This window comes from Maribacter caenipelagi (assembly GCF_004364175.1).
Lineage (GTDB): Bacteria > Bacteroidota > Bacteroidia > Flavobacteriales > Flavobacteriaceae > Maribacter > Maribacter caenipelagi.
The window spans coordinates 193,399-212,566 of record NZ_SNZW01000018.1; the positions used below are offsets into that span (position 1 = coordinate 193,399).

The 19,168-nt window shown below is 35.4% G+C and carries 15 protein-coding genes and 1 tRNA gene; 8 read left to right on the forward strand and 8 right to left on the reverse strand.

Annotation, left to right across the window (positions count from 1 at the left end; all coding sequences use genetic code 11):
- Positions 1-74: 74 nt before the first annotated feature.
- The 5 genes from surE (at position 75) to DFQ03_RS17070 (ending at position 4,942) form a co-directional block, all read left to right on the forward strand.
- Positions 75-842: a 5'/3'-nucleotidase SurE gene (gene surE, locus DFQ03_RS17050; RefSeq protein ID WP_133674446.1), complete on the forward strand. Its 768-nt coding sequence runs from the start codon at positions 75-77 to the stop codon at positions 840-842.
- Between the two features lie 46 nt (positions 843-888).
- Positions 889-1,173, forward strand: a complete 285-nt coding sequence (locus DFQ03_RS17055) for a hypothetical protein (RefSeq protein ID WP_133674447.1) — start codon at positions 889-891, stop codon at positions 1,171-1,173.
- Position 1,174: 1 nt separating this feature from the next.
- A complete protein-coding gene (gene lpxB, locus DFQ03_RS17060) occupies positions 1,175-2,296 on the forward strand; it encodes a lipid-A-disaccharide synthase (RefSeq protein WP_133674448.1) in 1,122 nt (373 codons plus the stop codon).
- A gap of 68 nt (positions 2,297-2,364) precedes the next feature.
- On the forward strand, positions 2,365-2,928 hold the full coding sequence (locus tag DFQ03_RS17065; protein ID WP_133674449.1) for a C40 family peptidase: 564 nt from the start codon (positions 2,365-2,367) through the stop codon (positions 2,926-2,928).
- Between the two features lies 1 nt (position 2,929).
- Positions 2,930-4,942, forward strand: coding sequence for a ComEC/Rec2 family competence protein (locus DFQ03_RS17070; RefSeq protein ID WP_133674450.1), 2,013 nt, complete (start codon positions 2,930-2,932; stop codon positions 4,940-4,942).
- A gap of 7 nt (positions 4,943-4,949) precedes the next feature.
- Here the strand turns inward: DFQ03_RS17070 and DFQ03_RS17075 are convergent, their stop codons facing one another.
- Together DFQ03_RS17075 and DFQ03_RS17080 are read right to left on the reverse strand one after the other, a co-directional pair.
- A complete protein-coding gene (locus tag DFQ03_RS17075; RefSeq protein ID WP_133674451.1) occupies positions 4,950-6,482 on the reverse strand; it encodes a peptide MFS transporter in 1,533 nt (510 codons plus the stop codon).
- Between the two features lie 16 nt (positions 6,483-6,498).
- Complete coding sequence (locus DFQ03_RS17080; protein WP_133674452.1) at positions 6,499-8,664, reverse strand: S9 family peptidase; 2,166 nt, start codon at positions 8,662-8,664, stop codon at positions 6,499-6,501.
- A gap of 211 nt (positions 8,665-8,875) precedes the next feature.
- Here DFQ03_RS17080 and DFQ03_RS17085 point away from each other — a divergent pair, with 211 nt between their 5' ends.
- On the forward strand, positions 8,876-10,219 hold the full coding sequence (locus DFQ03_RS17085) for a hydroxymethylglutaryl-CoA reductase, degradative (protein ID WP_133674453.1): 1,344 nt from the start codon (positions 8,876-8,878) through the stop codon (positions 10,217-10,219).
- Positions 10,200-11,111, forward strand: coding sequence for a GYDIA family GHMP kinase (locus tag DFQ03_RS17090; protein ID WP_133674454.1), 912 nt, complete (start codon positions 10,200-10,202; stop codon positions 11,109-11,111). The genes DFQ03_RS17085 and DFQ03_RS17090 overlap by 20 nt, the downstream gene beginning before the upstream one ends.
- A gap of 55 nt (positions 11,112-11,166) precedes the next feature.
- Here DFQ03_RS17090 and DFQ03_RS17095 read toward each other — a convergent pair whose 3' ends face one another.
- From DFQ03_RS17095 to DFQ03_RS17125, 6 genes are all read right to left on the reverse strand, one after another.
- Complete coding sequence (locus tag DFQ03_RS17095) at positions 11,167-13,284, reverse strand: peptidylprolyl isomerase (RefSeq protein ID WP_133674455.1); 2,118 nt, start codon at positions 13,282-13,284, stop codon at positions 11,167-11,169.
- 110 nt (positions 13,285-13,394) lie between these two features.
- Positions 13,395-14,681 carry a hemolysin family protein gene (locus DFQ03_RS17100; RefSeq protein ID WP_133674456.1) on the reverse strand — a complete coding sequence of 429 codons (1,287 nt, stop codon included), beginning with the start codon at positions 14,679-14,681 and terminating at the stop codon, positions 13,395-13,397.
- Positions 14,682-14,879: 198 nt separating this feature from the next.
- A complete protein-coding gene (gene lptC, locus DFQ03_RS17110) occupies positions 14,880-15,491 on the reverse strand; it encodes an LPS export ABC transporter periplasmic protein LptC (RefSeq protein ID WP_133674458.1) in 612 nt (203 codons plus the stop codon).
- Between the two features lie 5 nt (positions 15,492-15,496).
- A complete protein-coding gene (locus tag DFQ03_RS17115) occupies positions 15,497-16,870 on the reverse strand; it encodes a tetratricopeptide repeat protein (RefSeq protein ID WP_166637492.1) in 1,374 nt (457 codons plus the stop codon).
- A 38-nt stretch (positions 16,871-16,908) separates the two neighbouring features.
- Positions 16,909-18,198 carry a hypothetical protein gene (locus tag DFQ03_RS17120; protein WP_133674459.1) on the reverse strand — a complete coding sequence of 430 codons (1,290 nt, stop codon included), beginning with the start codon at positions 18,196-18,198 and terminating at the stop codon, positions 16,909-16,911.
- A complete protein-coding gene (locus DFQ03_RS17125) occupies positions 18,199-18,927 on the reverse strand; it encodes a type III pantothenate kinase (RefSeq protein WP_133674460.1) in 729 nt (242 codons plus the stop codon).
- 100 nt (positions 18,928-19,027) lie between these two features.
- Between DFQ03_RS17125 and DFQ03_RS17130 the strand changes: the two genes are divergently transcribed.
- Positions 19,028-19,100 (forward strand) — tRNA-Phe (locus DFQ03_RS17130).
- Positions 19,101-19,168 lie beyond the last annotated feature (68 nt).

Below are 19,168 nucleotides of genomic sequence, written 5' to 3' on the forward strand. Positions count from 1 at the left end.
ACTAATTTTTTGTTAAACGGCATTTCGGGCTTATCATATTTAAAAACGTATTTTTACTACAGAAAGTATATGATATGGAAAAACCACTGATTTTAGTAACGAATGATGACGGAATTACAGCGCCTGGTTTACGCATGTTGATTACGATAATGAAAAAAATTGGCGATGTAGTTGTTGTAGCACCTGACAGTCCGCAATCTGGCATGGGTCATGCAATAACCCTGGATACAGCCCTATTTTCTAAAAAAATGAAAATTGACCTTGACGGTATCGATGAATATAGTTGTAGCGGTACACCTGCAGATTGCGTAAAATTGGCACTTCAAGAAATACTACCTAAAAGACCCGATATTTGTGTTAGCGGCATTAATCACGGCTCTAATTCTTCAATTAATGTTATTTATTCAGGTACCATGAGTGCTGCGGTAGAAGCTGGCATAGAAGGAATACCTGCTATTGGTTTTTCACTATGTGATTATAGCTGGAATGCTGATTTTGAGCAAGCTCATGATTTTATTCACAGTATTGTCACCCAAGCTTTGGCGAACGGAATTCCAAAAGGCACCGTATTAAACGTGAATATCCCTAAGCTGACCAAAAATGAGATAAAAGGTATTAAGGTGTGCAGACAAGCTAGAGCAAATTGGAAAGAAAAATTCGATAAGCGTACCAACCCTATGGGTAAAGACTACTATTGGCTTACCGGTGAATTTGAATTGCTAGATAAAGGTGAAGATACCGACGAATGGGCATTGGCAAATGGTCATATTTCTGTGGTACCTACACAATTTGATTTAACTGCCCATCATGTTATTCAAGAATTGAACACTTGGGAGCTCTAATAAACACAGTTTAAAAGATTTCAATTATATCGTACAACTATTTTAAATGAATACTAAAAAAGAAATTCTAATAGGCTTTATAGTAGGCATCATTGCAAACACTCTTGGTACATTACTATACATTCTCATATTTTCAGATTTAAGCATTGCCGAAACTTTTGAAGCCGCTGTTAATCAAGAGCATGTTGGTAGCCTTCTAGCATTAGGTGCTATTCTTAACCTAGTTGCTTTTTTCGGATTTCTAAAAATCAAGAGGGACAATAGAGCAAAAGGGGTTTTAATCGCCACCATTTTAACCGCATTCTTGATTCTTTACTACAAAGTCTTTTAAAATGAAGTACTACATTATTGCAGGCGAAGCTTCTGGTGATCTACATGGTTCTAATTTAATTAAGGCTTTGAAGAAACAAGACCCTAATGCTCACATTAGATGCTGGGGCGGCGACTTAATGCAGCAAGCTGGTGGGACTTTAGCCAAGCACTACAAAGAATTGGCATTCATGGGATTTCTCGAAGTTCTTCTGAACTTAAATGCCATTTTCAAAAATATAAAATTCTGTAAGCAAGACATCGCAGCCTTCAACCCTGATGCTATTATTTTCATTGATTATTCCGGATTTAATTTACGTATTGCCAAATGGGCCAAAGAACATAATTTCTTGACCAATTATTACATCTCACCACAAATATGGGCATCAAGAGAAGGTAGAATCGATAAAATAAAAGCGACAGTTGACCACATGTATGTTATTCTCCCTTTTGAGAAAGAATTTTACGAAAAGAAACATAATTACCCAGTTAATTTCGTGGGGCATCCGCTATTAGATGCTATTGATAATAGACCAGAATTAAGCGAAAGTCTATTTAGGTCAGCTAACGACATAGACCCAAATAAACGAATTATAGCCTTACTACCCGGCAGTCGAAAACAAGAAGTTCAGAAGATGCTTTCTTTGATGCTCTCTTTGACCAATGACTTCTCTGAATATGAATTTGTTATTGCAGGCGCACCAAGTTTAGACGAAGAATTTTACGCTGCTTTTCTTACCAATGCGAATGTAAAATTCATTCAAAATAAAACTTACGATTTACTTTCTATTTCAACTGCAGCATTGGTTACCAGTGGCACCGCTACTTTAGAAACTGCTTTATTTAAGGTACCACAAGTAGTATGCTACAAAGCAAACTGGATTTCTTATCAAATTGCAAAACGTATTATCACTCTAGAATATATTTCTTTGGTCAACCTTATCATGAAAAAGGAGGTAGTTAAAGAATTAATACAAGATGAGTTCACCAAACAGAACCTGAAAAAAGAACTGACCTCAATTTTAGATGGAGAAGCTAGAACTAAACAATTGGCTAATTATGATGAGTTAATTGCTAAGTTAGGTGGTTCTGGCGCTAGCGCTGAAGCAGCTTCGTTAATCATTGCAAATGCCAAAATTTCTTAGCTTTATTAATTTTTAAAAAAAATTCTATAATTTTGGAGTTACACCTACTACAGGGTTCACTCTATTTTATGCGCATATTACCATACTTTCTCATTATTTGCTTTTTAGCCAGTTGCGGAGTCAAAAAGACGAGCACATCTGACAAAGAGCGCAAAATATCTGTTGCTGCTGCAAATAATACTAGAACAGGTAATGTCACCGAACCTACAAGAACCGAAGAACGTAGGACTATACCTTCTTCAACGCATACAAAGGCTGATGAGATTATCAACACAGCCCTTTCATTTTCTGGAACACGCTACAAGTTTGGCGGTACCACCAAAAAAGGAATGGATTGCTCTGGTCTACTATATATTTCTTTTGGCGAACATGATGTACAACTGCCTAGAACGTCTTTTCACATGGCAGAAGAAGGACATCGAGTTACCGTTAAAAATGTAGAGAAGGGCGACTTGCTATTCTTTAAGACTTCAAGAGGCTCTAAACGTATTAACCATGTAGGTATGGTCGTAGGCACCGATAATAACGAAATTACTTTTATACATGCTTCAACATCGCGTGGTGTTACCGTTTCATCTTTGAGAGACGGATTCTGGAACCAAGCTTTCGTAAAGGCTACAAGAATATTATAGCATGAAGCTCTTAGCGTTTATTCCTATCAGATTAACGCTTTTACTCATCCTTGGAATCCTAATAGGTTACTTTTTTTCCTTCAACCTTTTAAATATTCTTCTATCTACCGTTTTACTTTTCTCTTTATTAGCTTTTATTTTCTTTTTTGAAAAGAATACAAAATCGGTTTTATTTGGAACCTTTGCCGCTCTAACATTTATTGCATTAGGTATATATAGCTACACTGTGGCACAACCCATAAATTACAGCAATCACTACAGTAATTATAATAACATTAGTAATGAATTATGGACGCTAAAAATCAAAGAGGTTCTAAAACCTAATCAGTTTTCGACCCGCTATTTTGCCTCTGTAAAAAGTGTAGGTAATAAACATGTAAGGGGCACTATTCTTCTCACTATACCCAAAGATTCGGCAAATTTAAGCTTAGCTATCGATGATGAATTTGTAACCTATAACGAAGCTAAAGGTATTTCCCCTCCACTAAATCCACATCAATTTGATTATAAAAAATATTTGGAGAATTTAGGGATATATCATAGTATGCGAATAGAGCATGATGAACTTGTGAAAATTAAAAGTTCGCAAACTACCCTTCTCGGCATCGCTGCAAGGGCACGAAATCATATTATTGAAAAACTTGATAAAGAAAGTTTCGGAGCAGATGAATTGGGAGTCATACAAGCTCTATTACTTGGGCAGCGTTCAGATATATCAGAAGAAACGTATACCAATTACCAGAAAGCGGGTGCCGTGCATATTTTAGCAGTATCAGGGCTACACATTGGTATTTTACTCTTAGTTATTCAGTTTTTATTGAGTCCGCTGAAAAACATCCCTAATGGTCGATCTCTTATTTTAATTCTATCGGTATTCTTTTTATGGGGTTTTGCCTTTATTGCTGGGTTGTCTGCTAGTATTATTCGCGCAACTACGATGTTCACTTTCGTGGCATATGCACTGTATTTGAACAGACCTAGTAACACCTTCAATATACTTGCGCTTTCCATACTATTTATTCTACTATTCATCAATCCGAATTTGTTATTTCAAGTCGGATTTCAAATGAGCTATGCAGCTGTTTTTGCTATTCTTTGGATTTTCCCATTACTCAAACAATTATGGTTTCCGAAGAATAAAGTGGCACGATACTTTTGGCAATTGCTTTGTGTCAGTATCGCTGCGCAATTAGGTGTTTTACCTATTAGCCTATACTATTTTCATCAGTTTCCGGGATTGTTCTTTATTTCGAATTTAGTTATCGTGCCTGCTTTGGGAGTGATTCTTGGCATGGGTATTTTAGTGATTGTATTATCACTAGTAAATTGGCTCCCTACTCAATTGGTATGGTTTTATAATGAAATTATCAGTATAATGAACGGCCTTATTGCCTGGGTGGCAAAACAAGAAAATTTTATTTTTAGCGCTATCTCTTTTGATTTTATTCAGCTATTGTTAAGTGTTTTGATCCTCATAATGGGCGTTGAGCTTTGTGCAAAATTCAATTATAAACGAATAGTTTTCTTCTTATTGAGTATTATATGTTTTCAAGGTTGGACAATTTATCAAGAATATGAGGCTCGTAGTAAGTCGGAAGTATTTGTGTTACATCAAACAAGAAAAAGTCTTGTTTTTAATAGAAACGGAGATAATGTATCCATCTTAACAAATCCCAACAACAAACCTGATTATCTTATTTCAGATTTTATAACCGCTGAACGCATAGATTCGGTTCGATATGATTCTTTAAAAAACAGCTATGCTTTACAAGGTGAATCGTTACTGATTATTGATAGTACCGGAATTTATCCGAAGTCAATGTCGAACAAAATCTTGTTGACCCAATCACCAAAAATTAATCTAGACAGATTGCTTGATAGCATCAACCCAAAAGTGATTATAGCAGATGGAAGTAATTATAAAAGCTATATTTCACGTTGGGAAGCTACCTGCATAAAAAACAAAATCCCTTTTCACTATACTGGTGAAAAGGGAGCTTATTATTTTGAGTGATTTGTGACTAATGTACTTTACCCATTAACTTTTTAATTAGTGGTGAGGCTAAAAGAACAATGGCACCTGCACCTATAGCATATTTTGCAATAAGCATGAAACCATCTGTATACACAGTTAAAGTTGCAAATCCACTTACATCTGCGTCTGTACTTTCAATCGCTAATTGTTTACCAATAAAACCTACTATCTGAAATGCAAATGCAGATGATAAAAACCAAACACCCATAATAAAGGCGATTAATCTCATCGGTGCTAAATCGGTCATTTTAGACAGCCCAACAGGCGACATAAACAACTCCCCAACCGACAATAAGAAATACATTAACAACAGATATGTAAAAGGAACAAAACCGCTTTCGTTGGCGCTACCACCACTTAAAGCTAAAACGTAAAAACTAATACCGGCAAAAAGCAATCCTAATCCGAATTTATACGGAGTTCTCGGGTTCCAATTTTTCTTACTTAACCACGTCCACATCATTGAGATAGGAATAGCCAATATAATAATGAACATAGAGTTCAATGAATTGGTTTGCGCTGCAGACATTATGCCATCTAAATCAATATTTCTAGCTGCAAACAACGTAATAACACTACCGGATAATTCATGGAACCCCCAGAATATGGTCATGAAAAATGTAAGCAATACGGCTACAAAAAGTTCTTTTCTCTCCTTAACATTTGCCTTGAACATCTCATATGCCAAATATGCCAATACTGCAATACCGATGCCTGTAAAAATTACATTAACGATATTCTGATCTGCAAACATACCTTCTGTAGCAATCGCTTTATAAGATGATAACAAAAGAGCAATTAATGGTGCAGCCAATACAGCTAAAACAGGAACCAAAATGCCTTGTTTTACACCTAATACCTTTTTCTCTAATACATGCTCATTAGGCGGCAATCCCCTATCTCCGAAGACGTTATTTTGAATACCTCTCCAAAAAACGATCAAACCGGTTAACATACCAATACCAGCTAAGCCAAAGCCATAGTGCCAGCCATATGTAGCCGCGAGCCACCCACATAATAATGGAGCTACCCAACCACCAATATTAATACCCATATAGAAAATAGTAAATCCTGAATCTTTTTTGGGATCACCTTTCTCATACAACGTACCTACAAAAGTGGAAATATTCGGTTTAAAAAATCCGTTACCTACAATAATCAACGAGAGTGCTAAAAAGAAAGCCATGTTGTTTTCTATTGCCAGTACAAAGTGACCTATAGACATTAAAATACCGCCTAAAAAGATAGAATTACGCATCCCTAAAATCTTATCGGACAATTTACCACCAATTACGGTCGATGCGTATACTAAAGACCCGTAGGAAGAGTAAACAGCAGCGGTAGCATAATCTCGCTCTGCCAAGGCTTGAAAGATTACATCAATCATGTAAAGCGTCAGCAATGCTCGCATACCGTAGAAGCTAAAACGCTCCCACAACTCTGCAAAGAATAAGTAAAATAAACCTTGCGGGTGTCCAAAAATCTGCTTTTGGTCTGAAAATTCAGTACTCTCAGTCATATTGATGTTAGTTTGATTAAAGTTTTTCTTTTATGAAATTGGTCATTTTGTTGAAGAGGTGAATTCTTGTGTTTCCACCGTAAATTCCATGATTTTTATCAGGATAGATTCCCCAATCGAATTGCTTATCAGCCTGTATTAAAGCTTCGATCATTCGCATTGAATTTTGAACATGAACATTATCATCACCTGTACCATGTATCAACAAATAATCTCCTTCCAATAACTGCGGATAATTAAATGGTGAGTTATCATCATAACCACTTGGGTTTTCTTGTGGCGTTTGCATGTAGCGCTCCGTATAAATCGTATCATAAAAAGCCCACGATGTAACTGGTGCAACGGCGATTGCCATTTCAAAAGTATCATTACCTTTTAAAATACAATTGGTCGACATAAAGCCACCATAGCTCCAACCCCATATACCGGTTCTTTCTTCATCGATATACCGTAACTCACTTAATTTTTTAGCTGCAGCAATTTGATCTTCAACCTCATATTTACCTAATTCTTTTTGAGTTACCTTTTTGAAATCTCTACCTTTAAATCCGGTTCCACGACCATCTACACAAGCAACAATATAACCTTCAGCTACTAAATTCTGGTGCCAATAATCATTAGCACCCATCCAACTATTACTTACATTTTGTGAACCAGGACCACTGTACTGATACATAAACAACGGATACTTTTTTGCAGGGTCAAAATCTTTAGGTTTGATCATGTACATGTTCAAATCATTACCATTGATAGTGATTGTAGAAAATTCTTTCGGACTCACAGCATACCCTTCTAAACTTTTCAATAATTGACTATTGTCCTTTATATCTTTAACCTTCTTACCATTTATAGCTTGATGCAAAGTATACACCTGAGGCATTTCTGCACTAGAGAATGTATTGATGAAATATGTAAAATCAGTGCTAAAAGATGCATTGTTCGTTCCTTTAGTTACTGCTAAACCTTTTTTATCATCACCACCGCTGCTGATATTATAAACACCACGGTTTATAGAACCATTTTCAGTTGATTGGTAGTAAATTTTATCTTCGTCTTGGTCGTAACCGTAGTATTTTGTTACTTCCCAATCGCCTTTTGTAATCTGGTTCATTAAACTACCATCTTCCCCATAAAGGTAAATATGGTTCCAACCATCTTTTTCGCTAGTCCAAATAAAGCTATCGTCTTCTAAAAAAGTTAAGTTATCGGTAACGTCTACATAAGCGCCATCTTTTTCTACCAACAAAACAGAAACATCTCCTTTTTTGGCATTAACCGAATACATCGTTAATTGATTTTGATGTCTGTTCAAGGTTTGAACACTTAAATAATCTTTATGGTTTTTCCATTTAATTCTTGGTACATAATAAGCATCTTTCAAATCTACCGAAGAAATAGCGCCACTTGCAACATCTAAAAGATGTAACGTAACTATAGAATTGTTCTCGCCTGCTTTTGGATATTTGAATACATGTGGTTGTTGATACAGTCCCGTTCCATAGACATCCATAGAAAACTCTGGTACATTGGTTTCATCAAAACGCAGAAAAGCTATTTTAGAACCATCGGCATTCCATTCAAAAGCACGAACAAATGCAAATTCTTCCTCATACACCCAATCGGTTACACCATTGATAATTTTATTCTGCACTCCGTCTTCAGTCACCTGCTTGGTTTCACCTGATGCAATGTTAAAAATGTATATGTTGTTATTCTTCACATAGGCAACATGACTTCCATTCGGAGATAATAATGGCTCTTGAATTTTATCTGCACTTATCTTAACCACTTTTTTAGAAGCTACATCATACACATAATAAATACCAAGTTTCGATCTTCTGAATATTGGTTCTACTTCTGTTGACAATAGAATCTTTTTTTCATCTGAACTGAAGTCATATGATGAAAATGAAGGAATATCTGCTAAATCTGCAGATGAAACTACGGTACCTACTTTTTCTAGTGTTTTGTAATCGTATTTATCAACCGTTGTAATTTGGCTGAATCTATTGGTATTAAGAACTGTATACTGGGTACCATTTTTCATGGATCTAAGGGCATCCATCCCTTCAGTTCTAAAAGCGCCTTGATATATTTCAGCAACTTCAATTTGTTTTTCCTGTGCCCAAGTAATTGCGGTGAACGAAAGTAAAATCAACGCAAATAAGTGTGTTTTTCGCATAAATATTTGAATTTTGTTAAATCTCTCAAGTTTACCACTATTTCCTCAAAAAAACACGCTTTACAGTGAAAAAGAAAGCGGTTTTAACGCTTTGCCCTTAGAAAATAGATTCTTGCCAATATGCTTATCTTTACAACCGTAAAAATGTGTAGTATTTTTCTAAAGCAAGACATTTACACAACATCGAATATTAGTTGAAAGTTATATCTAAATGACCAAGCCAATAAGTGGTTTCTCCAAGCTTACCAAAGAAGAAAAAATAGATTGGGTCACCACAAATTACACCCAAAACGCAGCGCAATCAAAGAAAATATTGCAAACCTACTGGAATGAAAATTCTAGTATTCAGCAACTACACGATGAGTTTATTGAAAATACACTCACCAATCTTTACATGCCTTTAGGCATTGCCCCTAACTTTTTAATAAACGAAACACTATACGCCATACCTATGGCTATCGAAGAAAGTTCGGTTATTGCTGCCGCTAGTAAGGCGGCAAAATTTTGGTTGAACAAGGGCGGATTTAAAACTGAAATTATAGGCACTGAAAAAGTAGGTCAGGTACATTTTATCTTTAAAGGTGATGCCAACAAGCTAACATCTTTTTTTACCTATTTAAAACCTATTTTACTAGCAGAAAGTGCTTCTTTAACCACTAGTATGGAAAAAAGAGGTGGTGGTATTTCTGATATCGTTCTAAGAGACAAAACCAGCGAATTAGACCATTACTTTCAGCTACATGCTACTTTTCAAACGAAAGATGCCATGGGCGCCAATTTTATTAATAGCTGCTTAGAGCAATTTGCTGCTACGTTGAAAAAAGAAGCTGCCAATTATAATGAATTCTCAGCCAAAGAGAAAGATGTTGAAGTAGTGATGAGCATATTATCTAACTACGTACCCAACTGTACCGTTCGTGCTGAAGTTAGCTGCCCTGTTGAAGATTTAAAACTATCGGCAGAATTAACGCCGCAACATACTGCTGAAAAAATAATTCAGGCGATTAACATCGCTAAAGTAGAACCCTATCGAGCGGTTACACATAATAAAGGAATCATGAACGGTATTGATGCCGTTGTATTAGCTACAGGAAATGATTTTAGAGCTATTGAAGCCGGCGTACATGCATATGCCTGTAAAAATGGGCAATACAGTAGTTTAACGCATGCCGAAATTGAAAACGGATTTTTTAAATTCTGGATAGAACTGCCATTGGCACTAGGTACCGTTGGCGGACTAACAAACCTGCATCCGCTAGTAAAACTGAATATGGAGATACTTCAACGACCCACTTCAGAAGAACTTATGCAAATTGTTGCGGTCGCAGGACTGGCACAGAACTTTGCCGCAGTAAGCTCTTTGGTGACCACCGGAATTCAAAAAGGACATATGAAAATGCACCTTCTAAATATATTAAACCAATTAGGTGCTAATGAAAAAGAAAAAGCTTCGTTGGTCGAATATTTTAAAACCAATACCGTTACGCACCATGGTGTTGAAGTTCAACTGAGTAACATTAGAAAGCAAGGTATCTATGATGAAGGAATTTTATAGTAATGGAAAATTATTGCTTACTGGTGAATATGCCATTCTTGACGGTGCAAAAGGCTTAGCATTGCCTACATCTTTCGGACAATCATTAAAACTTAGAAATAAAAACTCTGAAACCATTCACTGGTTTAGTGTTGACGAGAATGACGACACTTGGTTTTACGCCGAATTTTCCAAGACCGATTTTAAGACTATTAATACAACTGACGAAACCGTTTCAGATAGATTACATCAGATATTGACTGAAACACAACGGCTGAATCCTGAGTTTTCATCAAGTATATCATTATACAGTATCATTGAAGCCAAAATTTCTTTCCCTAAAGATTGGGGGTTAGGCACTTCTTCTACGTTAATTGCAAATATGGCAGCATGGGCAGCTGTGAATCCCTATCAATTGTTAGAAGCTACCTTTGGCGGCAGTGGTTATGATATTGCATGTGCCACATATAATACAGCAATTACCTACCAAAGAAATGGTTTTGAGCCCATAGTAAAAGAGGTGACTTTTAATCCGGACTATAAGGATGAGCTATTTTTCGTTTATCTGAATCAAAAAAAGAATAGTAGAGATGCTATTGATAGCTATCGTAGTTTAGACATTAATAAAAAGGAGCTTATTACCAAAATCGATTGTATTACAGATCATATATTATCTTGTAATAAGATAATTGATTTTGAAATCTTATTAGACCAACACGAAGCTATTTTATCAAAAACTCTTCAAATACCCACAATTAAAGACACTCTATTTTCTGATTATTCTAGAACAATTAAAAGCTTAGGAGCTTGGGGCGGAGACTTTGTGCTAGCTACCGGTACTGAAGATAACATGCAATACTTCAAGAAAAAAGGATACCACACAATACTCCCCTACTCAAAAATGATACTATAAAAAAAGAGCATCCAAATTGGATGCTCTTTTTTAAATATAAATCTTAAAGTAACTACTAATAGAAAGTAGCTCTTTTATCTTCAATTTCAGACCCATCTTTCAACGCATTGTATACGGCAGTGTTAACACGACTAGCCGCTCCGGTTTTCAAAGCATTGGCATATACACTGTAGTTATCTAATTTAGGAGCTTCTGTTTTCTTTACGATTTCAATTTTGAAAACACCAGTGTTTCCTTGAATCAATCCTGAAGTTGCACCAGCATTCATTCCGTAAGCAGTACCTACTACTACAGGCTCACTTCCTGCACCAGGTATTGTTGGTGATTTTACCGTAAGTGCAGAAGCATTTGAAATACTAACACCGTTATCAGATGCAATCGTACTCATATCTTTGCCCTTGTTAGCTGCAATTATCTGAGCCGCCTTACGTTCTTTTCTAATAATTGGCAATACTAGTACAGAAGCATCCTCAGCACTCATTACTCCTTCAGCATAACTACCTGTCAATTGAACAACAGCATAACCGTTATTAATATTAAATCTCTTTACATCGCCAACTTTAGTATCGCCGTTAAAAGCCCACTGAACAATGTTTCTTTGATTTGTTAAACCAGGAAGGTTCTCATCTAAAGCCTTGATCTTATTTACCGGACGAACTACATATTCATCTTTCTTGGCCAATGTTGAAAATGCACTTTCATCATCTGTTGTTTCCATTTCAAATTTTGTAGCACTTGTAAACAATGTATTAATTGTTTCTTCTGAAGCGACAATTTCTCTAGAGACCGTAGCAATTTGAACTACATCTTCTTTGTCATCTATTTTAATAACATGAAAACCGAAATCAGTTTCAACCATTCCAATTGATCCTTCTGAATTTTCAAATGCAAAATCATTAAAAGCAGGAACCATTACCCCTCTTTGGAAGTACCCCAAATCTCCACCGTTAGGTGCAGAAGGCCCGTCTGAGTTATCTCTAGCCAATGTAGAAAAAACAACACCAGATTTCTTAGCTTCCCTTAATAATTCTTTTGCTTTAGCTTCTGCCTCTTCTTTTGTTCTAGTTACATCAGGGTTAGCTCTAGTTGCACCTGTATAAGCCAATAGAATATGACTAGCTTTTACAGACCCATTGGGCTTTCTAGCAATCATTTTAGAAATCTTGTATGAATCTCCATCTTTATAAGGACCGTAGATCTGACCAACATTTAAACTCATTAATGTATCGGCAACACTAGATGGTAAATTTTTCTTCGCTTTATAAATAGTATCAAACTTAGTGTCCGAGTATCTGTCTAAAAATGCAGTAACATCTTTTGTATTTCTAAAACCTCTAATAGTATCGTTACGATCTGTTTGAGAATTGTACTCGACCGTATCATCTAAAAGTTTAGTAATCTCATCTTTAATTGCAGTTTGATCAGCTTCAGATGGTTCTTCTTGAAAATATACATATTGCAAATCTCTAGCAGGATCTTGCTTATATTCTTCTTTATGCTTACTAACATAATCAGCAATTTCGCTTTTAGAAACAGAAATAGTACTATCTGCAATAGAAGTGTAAGGTACTCTTACATACTTAATATCCATTTTTTCGTTGGCCAATTTATAATCTAGCTCACCTTCTTTCAAAGTAGCACCAACACCAGCTCTTACCATATTAAAGTAAGTCTGTTCTTTTGCCAACTGAACGATTTCATCTTCTGTTTGTAACCAAGCTTCGTATTGTGCAGGGTTGTTCACTTTCCAATCTGCTACAGTTTGCTTGAACATGTTTGCATCGAACTGACCGTTCTGATCTTGAAACTGAGGATTTTGTGCGTAACCAGTAGTTCTAAGAAAATCAACAATCTGATCTTGCTCGATACCAATACCTAAATCTTCAAATTGCTCACCTAAGATTGTCTTTCTTACCTTGTTCTCCCAAACCTGGTTTACAACCTGCATTGACGATGCCGTTGGACCAACTCTATTCGAAGCAACTTCAACTTCTCTTCTGAATTCATCAATAGAAATATCTTCTCCATTAATTACAGCTACAGATGAGCCTACTTTTTCTCCTCCAAAATTGCTACTGGTAAAAACCCCAGAAATAACAAATGCAAAAAGTGCTAAACCTATAATCAAGATCAACACTGTTGTACGTTTCCTTATATTTTCTAATACTGCCATTCTAATTAACGTTTAAAATAATCGTTTGTGGTTATTGGGAGGCAAAACTACCATTTTTAATTGAAATAATAAAAACTAAAAAGACTCCTAATTTATTGATTTATGCACTGTTATTCCTCTTCCAAAACTTCTATCGAAATTAAATCTATTTTGGTGTTGGAAACTTCTAGTACCGTAAACTTATAAGACTCTATGGTAAGCTCTACTTCTTTATCTGGAATTTCCCCTAGTGTATGTACTAAAAGTCCTCCAAGTGTCTCATATTCATCTGATACCGGCAGGCTCAATTTATGATTTTCATTGATATCATCAACTTCTAACCTTGCAGAAAAAAGAAAGTGACGCTCATCAACTCTTTCTTCTCTTAAATCTGTAGTATCGTGTTCATCTTCTATTTCACCGAAAAGTTCCTCTACAATATCTTCTACTGTTACAAGACCCGACGTACCACCATATTCATCTAATACTACTGCTATACTTTTACGTTTTTTAATCAATACATTTAATATATCTTGAATTAGCATCGTTTCTGGCACAAACTCTACAGGTAATAATATACTTTTTATCGTTTTTGGTTTCTTGAATAATTCATATGAATGTACATAACCTATTACATTATCTACCGTATCATTATAAACCAATATTTTGGAGTAGCCTGTTTCTGTAAATAGTTTTGCTAAATTTTTAGGCGTCTCATGCATTTCTACAGCTACAATCTCAGTTCTTGGAACCATAACCTCGCGCGCTTTTACAGCGGCAAATTCTAAGGCATTTTGAAATATCTGTATTTCGGTATCTATTTCGTCTTCTTCTTCAACGGTCTCCATCTGTTCGGTGATATAATCTCCCAACTCTAATTTACTAAACGCTAATTGTACTTCATCTCCCGATGTTCCAAACACATATTTCAATATAAAATCAGAAATCCAAATAATGAAATCTGATATGAAGGAGAATAAAATGTAAAATAAGAACGCCGGTATTGCCAATAATTTCAATAGGTTATTAGCATAAATTTGAAAGAGAACCTTCGGTAAAAACTCTGCCGTTATTAAAATAACGAATGTAGATATCAACGTTTGGGTCAACAGACTAAAATCTGTTATCAGTAGTTTTAAAAAAGCATTGTCAGGTGCAATACCCGCAAACCAATTCATAAGTACATCGCCCATGAAAAGACCATAAATAACCAATGCTATATTGTTGCCAATAAGCATGGTAGCAATAAACTTAGATGGTTTTTTGGTTAATCTAGTTAGTACTCTAGCCAAAAAACCTTCTTGTTTTTTCTCTATTTCAATATGAATTTTATTCGCAGAAATAAAGGCAATTTCCATTCCTGAGAAAAATGCTGAAAAAATCAAGGAAAGTATAATGATAATACCGGCTGTACCCACTATTTATTTTGATTATCCCGTTTACGCTGTTCGAATTTTTTCCTGTAGTTTCTTCTAAACAAAAACATACCAATAGAAACTATCGCGAAGAATATGAAAAAATAAGCCATACTTCTATCGGTATTCCAATCTGTGAAAATTCTAAAAATTGAAAAACCAGCTACTATTATATATAAATATTCTGTATACCTTAAAATATTAATCATTCTTTTCTTCTTTATCTTCTTTAATCAACATAAGCCCATAGGTCTTATGTGCATTTAAAAACTTAAGGTCTTTCTGAATATCCATTCCCTCGCCGTCCATTACCGTTCCATCATCAGGATTGGTAAATGTAAATTTCTCTTGCGTAAAAGCCCATTCATTACCACGATCATAATATAATTGAGATGTTGATAATTTCTTACCATCATCACTCTTTATAAGTACATTACCACGCAAATCTACGATAGAAGTTTTGGAATACAATACCCCGTAATCTGCCTCTATGGTAGTTTTTTCATTTTTTTCATTAAAAACCTCTACCAACAAGCCTTCTGGAAAGGTTTGATAAGGAAAGGATAATTGCTCAAAATCATTTCTTATAGGTCCTGATAATATTGCCATAACTTTAGAAGAACCCTCAGCTTCAGACCCTAATTTTTCAGGAGACTCGGTATAAGTCGCCACAAAGTTTTCTGCCACACTTCTTGGATAAACTTTCTTTGCCGCTTCTTCACCTACTCTCTTGTAATCATCTTGACAAGACAAAAAAAGCATTGCCATGGTACATACCACGGCAATGCCTTTAAAATTATTAATCTGTATCATTTTTTCTATAAAGAAGGTACTTTCACGCTACCACCAACCCAACAGTTGAAAGTAACAGTTTTACCAGCCATACCTGAGCTAAAGATCATTTCTTTAGAAGGTGCTTTTGCACTATAGCTGTTTGCGGCTTGACTTGAAGAACCACTTAATGACGGATCCACTCTACCTGCTTTTCTTGCCATATCTGCAGCTTTCCAATACATTGCTCTTTTCTCAAAAGCAGAAGTACCACAATCATTTGCACTAGTTGCATATAAGTTAGCGATTAATAAATATGCACGACCGTTAGATGCGTTAGCATCAATTGCTTTCTGTGCATAGCTACGTGCTGTTGACTTACTACCTTTTCTTTTATTAATAACAGCTACTTTATAAGCTATCTTAGATTTTTTCTCATTATCCGTTTCTAAAGACAAGGCTTTATCGAAATCTGCAAGAGCACCTTTCGTATCTCCATTTTTCATTTTCAAAGTACCACCATATACATAAGCATCGGCAGATGGATCTAATCTTAATTGCGCTTCGAATAATTTCTGGAACATTGGATCATCTGTACATTCTTTATTGAACATAAGACCTACTGCTCTTTTTACCCATACAACATCATTCTTTTTCTCTTCAAAACTCTTTTCGTACAGAGGAATTAAGTTACTACAATCTGCCAAAGGACCTAATTTAGAATCGATACTTCCTGCAATTTTACCGTAAACTTCAGAATAAGAATTGTAAGACTTTAAACGAGATTTTTCCTTTGAAGTTAACGTACCAGCTTCTTCTTTAGGTAAAAGTTTAGCAATTTTACCTGTGATTTTTTCATTTTCCAATTCAATTTTCTCTGTAACAGCATCGTATACATCAAAAACTTCTTGTAAATCTTTTCTACCTGCCTTATTCTCATCAACTAAACTAGAGAAATAGATATATAATGCTTTTGGATTAGTGAAGTTCTCTTGATCCTTTGTAAAAGCATCACTCAACATGCTGTACATTTTAGCATCATCTGCCATTTTATTATCATACATAACCAAAGCCTTATCAACTTCCGTCTCGGCTTGGCTAGTTTTAGATGCAAAGTGCTTTAACTTATTATCGTAAAGACCCATAAGATCATTAGCAAATTTTTCTTTGTCAGCACCTGTCGCGTTTTTCATCTTATCTTTAAGTATACGCTCACCATATACATAGATAGCATTATTTAGTTGTGGACAAGTTTCATAAACCATTTTCCATGGCTCATAGGCCGCCTCATAATTTTTAACTTTCGCATGCTCAGAAAATATGGACAGGTTCGTCATACATTCAGGGTTTTGTGCCTGTGCATTGCTCACTCCCATCATCCCTAGGAACATTATTGCCGTGAAGTAAAGTTTCGATTTCATTTTTTCTCTTTTTAAATGGTTAATGTACTAAATTTTTATTAATTGATTTTTCTTTTCTGGAACCAGCGATCATTCAACGAAAGACCTACATTAAATTTAAAATAGCTCTCTTCAATTAGATTAGCCCTAGTTGTTCCTCTTTTGCCAATTTCAAAACCTAAGTTAAGATTAGAGAAACTTCTACCCAGCGGTAACCCTAATCCAAAAGTTATGCCAAAGTTATTTATATCAACATCGTTCACTAGCATACCGGTCTTATCTAAACGTAAACCTGCACGGTAAGTAACTCGTTTTAAGTAACTTGAAAACGAGTTATGATCTGGTGTAATAAAAGCACCAAATGCAAAAGAACTCGCATCTTCGTACGCAATACTATCAGAACCCAAGAAAGAATTTTCAAAAGAACTCATCTCTTGAAAACTATACTCAGCACCTATAAACCATTTATAATCTTCTCCATAACCTAAACCTATTGTAGTGGTCGTAGGTATTTTTAACTCGGTATTACTCAAATTCTGAGCAGCCAAATTTACTTCTACCTCTTCAATTGTTCCCCCATTTGCAACCGAGAAAGAACCTATTTGCCTATCATTCTTAGAAACTAAATTACCTTGCGTATTTACACGAATAGAAGAATGTAGTCGTTGCCTACCTTTTATTATAGGAGTATAATTTAATGCGTAGTTAAAATCGAATCCGTTTATTCTAGAACTTCTTCTATCAAAAGTACCAAATTGAATATCTTCTACCTGTTGCAACCTTTCGCTATCTAAAGTACCGAAGTTGAAATTTACGGTAGCCCCAATACTTAAATTCTTTACAACTTCATATCCTATAGAATAAAATGCACGGGTCAACCCGCCTTCTCCACTATATACATTAACCAAATCTGAGCCACTTGCATTTGAGCGTTCTTCAACCAAATTATAGCCAACTGAAGAATACGGCATAATACCGAACCCCATACCTAAACCATTACCCACACTAAAACCTAGTGCCAAATAATCTAAATTAGTAATAGAACTTTGTTGTTCTTCGGTAAAACTTTTAAGTGTATACTGTTTATTCGAGACACCAGCGGTATATGTTACAAGACCTTCCCTATCCATTACCTCTAAACCAAGCTTACCATAAGCAGCAGGGTTTTTAAGGTTTATATGAATACTATCGGCATAGACGCCAATACCACCCATCATTTGATTTTCAACCGTGCTTTCGTTCTTTAAATCGCCTATTCCGAAGAAAGAATAGGGAGAAACGGTGCCATCTTGAGCGTACATACCCACGGTGGTTATGTATACAATTGCAATTACAATTTTTCTGATCATTTAGTGCTTGTTGTATTCCAGCAAATAATTAAGCCCTTTCAGGAGAAATTTGGAATCCGCAAATATGGTATTTTTTAATCGTTTAGACAAAAATAGTGTGTCTCCACCGGTTAAAATAACTGTTAAATTTTCAAATCTGGCTTTGTAGAGATCAATGACACCGTCTATTTCAAGAGTTATACCGTTTACTACACCACTATGAAGACAGTTTTCTGTCGTGTTGCCGATATAGTCTAACAGTTCTTTTTTCTCTAGTAACGGCAATTTTGCCGTTTGATGATGCATAGCATTATATCGCATTTGAACTCCTGGAGATATTGCTCCGCCCAAATATTCATCAAAATCATTTATCATATCATACGTTACACAAGAACCTGCATCAATGACCAAATTATTATGATGAGGATTGAAATAATATGCCGCTGTTGCCAAAGCCAAACGATCTACACCTAATGTTTGAGGTGAGGCATAAGAGTTCTTAAATGGCACTTTCGAAGCATTCGAAAGCTCATGAAGGTCACAAAAAACGGCTACAACCTTCATTTGTTCCTTAGAAAGTGACCCAACACTAGAAACTATTGCACACTGAATTCTTGTGTATTCTTTGAATATTTTTTTTACGGATTCTACAAACAAATCGACAACAACAGTCTCTAAATGAATTATTTCTGACTTATTAAAGATTGCCAACTTCACATTTGTATTACCTGCATCAATTATTAAATTCATGTTGCAAAGATTAAAAATTAAAAAAACATTTCTCTTTTTTCACGATTTTGTTTGTAAATCATAAAATTGAAATTATATTTGCAGCCGCTTACAGCGACATGGTGCCTTAGCTCAGTTGGTAGAGCAATGGACTGAAAATCCATGTGTCCCTGGTTCGATTCCTGGAGGCACCACAATAAATCCTTACTTAACGGTAAGGATTTTTTTGTTTTAATACCTATCTTTCAAAGTACGAAAAATA

Coding starts and splice junctions, on each gene's coding strand:
- DFQ03_RS17090 (WP_133674454.1), top strand. CDS start 10,200: ATGATGAAGGAATTTTATAGTAATGGAAAATTATTGCTTACTGGTGAA.
- DFQ03_RS17055 (WP_133674447.1), top strand. CDS start 889: ATGAATACTAAAAAAGAAATTCTAATAGGCTTTATAGTAGGCATCATT.
- DFQ03_RS17085 (WP_133674453.1), top strand. CDS start 8,876: ATGACCAAGCCAATAAGTGGTTTCTCCAAGCTTACCAAAGAAGAAAAA.
- DFQ03_RS17075 (WP_133674451.1), bottom strand. CDS start 6,482: ATGACTGAGAGTACTGAATTTTCAGACCAAAAGCAGATTTTTGGACAC.
- lptC (WP_133674458.1), bottom strand. CDS start 15,491: ATGATACAGATTAATAATTTTAAAGGCATTGCCGTGGTATGTACCATG.
- DFQ03_RS17120 (WP_133674459.1), bottom strand. CDS start 18,198: ATGATCAGAAAAATTGTAATTGCAATTGTATACATAACCACCGTGGGT.
- DFQ03_RS17115 (WP_166637492.1), bottom strand. CDS start 16,870: ATGAAATCGAAACTTTACTTCACGGCAATAATGTTCCTAGGGATGATG.
- DFQ03_RS17095 (WP_133674455.1), bottom strand. CDS start 13,284: ATGGCAGTATTAGAAAATATAAGGAAACGTACAACAGTGTTGATCTTG.
- lpxB (WP_133674448.1), top strand. CDS start 1,175: ATGAAGTACTACATTATTGCAGGCGAAGCTTCTGGTGATCTACATGGT.
- DFQ03_RS17080 (WP_133674452.1), bottom strand. CDS start 8,664: ATGCGAAAAACACACTTATTTGCGTTGATTTTACTTTCGTTCACCGCA.
- DFQ03_RS17125 (WP_133674460.1), bottom strand. CDS start 18,927: ATGAATTTAATAATTGATGCAGGTAATACAAATGTGAAGTTGGCAATC.
- DFQ03_RS17065 (WP_133674449.1), top strand. CDS start 2,365: ATGCGCATATTACCATACTTTCTCATTATTTGCTTTTTAGCCAGTTGC.
- DFQ03_RS17070 (WP_133674450.1), top strand. CDS start 2,930: ATGAAGCTCTTAGCGTTTATTCCTATCAGATTAACGCTTTTACTCATC.
- surE (WP_133674446.1), top strand. CDS start 75: ATGGAAAAACCACTGATTTTAGTAACGAATGATGACGGAATTACAGCG.